At 29.2% G+C, this 3,234-nt stretch carries 3 protein-coding genes; all 3 read left to right on the top strand.

Annotated features, from left to right (window positions below):
- Positions 1 to 34 precede the first annotated feature (34 nt).
- Genes DW938_RS14350 through aph(2'')-Ia form a run of 3 tightly spaced genes read left to right on the top strand, consistent with a single transcriptional unit; the run spans position 35 to position 3,096 of the window.
- On the top strand, positions 35 to 1,207 hold the full coding sequence (locus tag DW938_RS14350; RefSeq protein ID WP_000195429.1) for an IS256-like element IS256 family transposase: 1,173 nt from the start codon (positions 35 to 37) through the stop codon (positions 1,205 to 1,207).
- Between the two features lie 56 nt (positions 1,208 to 1,263).
- Entirely contained in the window at positions 1,264 to 1,656 is a 393-nt protein-coding gene (locus DW938_RS14345) for a GNAT family N-acetyltransferase (protein ID WP_000393259.1), read from the top strand.
- Entirely contained in the window at positions 1,657 to 3,096 is a 1,440-nt protein-coding gene (aph(2'')-Ia, locus tag DW938_RS14340) for an aminoglycoside O-phosphotransferase APH(2'')-Ia (protein ID WP_001028144.1), read from the top strand.
- The last annotated feature ends 138 nt before the right edge of the window (positions 3,097 to 3,234 follow it).

Genomic DNA, 3,234 nt, shown 5'->3' with positions numbered 1-3,234 from the left:
TTAACGACAAAAACATACCCAGGAGGACTTTTACATGACCCAAGTACATTTTACACTGAAAAGCGAAGAGATTCAAAGCATTATTGAATATTCTGTAAAGGATGACGTTTCTAAAAATATTTTAACAACGGTATTTAATCAACTAATGGAAAATCAACGAACAGAATATATTCAAGCAAAAGAATATGAACGAACAGAAAACCGACAAAGTCAACGAAATGGCTATTATGAGCGCAGCTTTACGACACGTGTAGGCACGCTAGAATTAAAAGTACCCAGAACACGTGATGGCCATTTTTCACCCACAGTGTTTGAACGTTATCAACGAAACGAAAAAGCCCTCATGGCTTCAATGTTGGAAATGTATGTATCAGGCGTTTCAACTCGTAAAGTATCAAAAATTGTGGAAGAACTTTGTGGTAAATCCGTCTCTAAGTCCTTCGTTTCTAGCTTAACAGAACAGCTAGAACCTATGGTTAACGAGTGGCAGAATCGTTTATTATCAGAAAAAAATTATCCTTACTTAATGACCGATGTACTCTATATAAAAGTACGAGAAGAAAATCGAGTACTCTCAAAAAGCTGTCATATAGCGATTGGAATAACCAAAGATGGCGACCGTGAAATTATCGGCTTCATGATTCAAAGTGGCGAAAGCGAAGAGACCTGGACAACATTTTTTGAATACCTAAAAGAACGCGGTTTACAAGGTACGGAACTCGTTATTTCTGATGCGCACAAAGGATTAGTCTCTGCCATTAGAAAATCCTTCACCAACGTAAGTTGGCAAAGATGCCAAGTTCACTTCCTAAGAAATATCTTTACCACCATTCCTAAAAAAAATTCAAAATCTTTCAGAGAAGCTGTTAAAGGAATTTTTAAGTTCACAGATATTAACTTAGCGCGTGAGGCTAAAAATCGATTGATTCATGATTATATCGATCAACCAAAATATTCAAAAGCTTGCGCATCATTGGATGATGGATTCGAAGACGCCTTTCAATATACCGTACAAGGAAATTCCCACAATCGACTAAAGAGTACCAATCTAATTGAACGACTGAATCAAGAAGTACGCAGAAGAGAAAAGATTATTCGCATCTTCCCCAATCAAACATCAGCCAATCGCTTAATTGGAGCCGTTCTTATGGACCTACATGATGAATGGATTTATTCTTCAAGAAAATACATCAATTTTGATAAGTAGAAATGGTAAAAACATTGTATAGCATTTTACACAGGAGTCTGGACTTGACTGAGTTTATGGAAGAAGTTTTAATTGATGATAATATGGTTTTTGATATTGATAATTTAAAAGGATTTCTTAATGATACCAGTTCATTTGGGTTTATAGCTAAAGAAAATAATAAAATTATAGGATTTGCATATTGCTATACACTTTTAAGACCTGATGGAAAAACAATGTTTTATTTACACTCAATAGGAATGTTACCTAACTATCAAGACAAAGGTTATGGTTCAAAATTATTATCTTTTATTAAGGAATATTCTAAAGAGATTGGTTGTTCTGAAATGTTTTTAATAACTGATAAAGGTAATCCTAGAGCTTGCCATGTATATGAAAAATTAGGTGGTAAAAATGATTATAAAGATGAAATAGTATATGTATATGATTATGAAAAAGGTGATAAATAAATGAATATAGTTGAAAATGAAATATGTATAAGAACTTTAATAGATGATGATTTTCCTTTGATGTTAAAATGGTTAACTGATGAAAGAGTATTAGAATTTTATGGTGGTAGAGATAAAAAATATACATTAGAATCATTAAAAAAACATTATACAGAGCCTTGGGAAGATGAAGTTTTTAGAGTAATTATTGAATATAACAATGTTCCTATTGGATATGGACAAATATATAAAATGTATGATGAGTTATATACTGATTATCATTATCCAAAAACTGATGAGATAGTCTATGGTATGGATCAATTTATAGGAGAGCCAAATTATTGGAGTAAAGGAATTGGTACAAGATATATTAAATTGATTTTTGAATTTTTGAAAAAAGAAAGAAATGCTAATGCAGTTATTTTAGACCCTCATAAAAATAATCCAAGAGCAATAAGGGCATACCAAAAATCTGGTTTTAGAATTATTGAAGATTTGCCAGAACATGAATTACACGAGGGCAAAAAAGAAGATTGTTATTTAATGGAATATAGATATGATGATAATGCCACAAATGTTAAGGCAATGAAATATTTAATTGAGCATTACTTTGATAATTTCAAAGTAGATAGTATTGAAATAATCGGTAGTGGTTATGATAGTGTGGCATATTTAGTTAATAATGAATACATTTTTAAAACAAAATTTAGTACTAATAAGAAAAAAGGTTATGCAAAAGAAAAAGCAATATATAATTTTTTAAATACAAATTTAGAAACTAATGTAAAAATTCCTAATATTGAATATTCGTATATTAGTGATGAATTATCTATACTAGGTTATAAAGAAATTAAAGGAACTTTTTTAACACCAGAAATTTATTCTACTATGTCAGAAGAAGAACAAAATTTGTTAAAACGAGATATTGCCAGTTTTTTAAGACAAATGCACGGTTTAGATTATACAGATATTAGTGAATGTACTATTGATAATAAACAAAATGTATTAGAAGAGTATATATTGTTGCGTGAAACTATTTATAATGATTTAACTGATATAGAAAAAGATTATATAGAAAGTTTTATGGAAAGACTAAATGCAACAACAGTTTTTGAGGGTAAAAAGTGTTTATGCCATAATGATTTTAGTTGTAATCATCTATTGTTAGATGGCAATAATAGATTAACTGGAATAATTGATTTTGGAGATTCTGGAATTATAGATGAATATTGTGATTTTATATACTTACTTGAAGATAGTGAAGAAGAAATAGGAACAAATTTTGGAGAAGATATATTAAGAATGTATGGAAATATAGATATTGAGAAAGCAAAAGAATATCAAGATATAGTTGAAGAATATTATCCTATTGAAACTATTGTTTATGGAATTAAAAATATTAAACAGGAATTTATCGAAAATGGTAGAAAAGAAATTTATAAAAGGACTTATAAAGATTGATTATATAATATATGAAAAGCTATTATAAAAGACATTAGTATTAAATAGTTTAAAAAAATGAAAAATAATAAAGGAAGTGAGTCAAGTCCAGACTCCTGTGTAAAATGCTATACAATGTTTTTACCATTTCTACTTATC

The sequence above is a fragment of the Ruminococcus sp. AM43-6 genome (genome assembly GCF_003461785.1).
Classification (GTDB): domain Bacteria; phylum Bacillota; class Clostridia; order Oscillospirales; family Ruminococcaceae; genus Hominimerdicola; species Hominimerdicola aceti.
The sequence above is the reverse complement of the archived record's forward strand: the minus strand, read 5'-3'. Positions and strand labels throughout refer to the sequence as shown.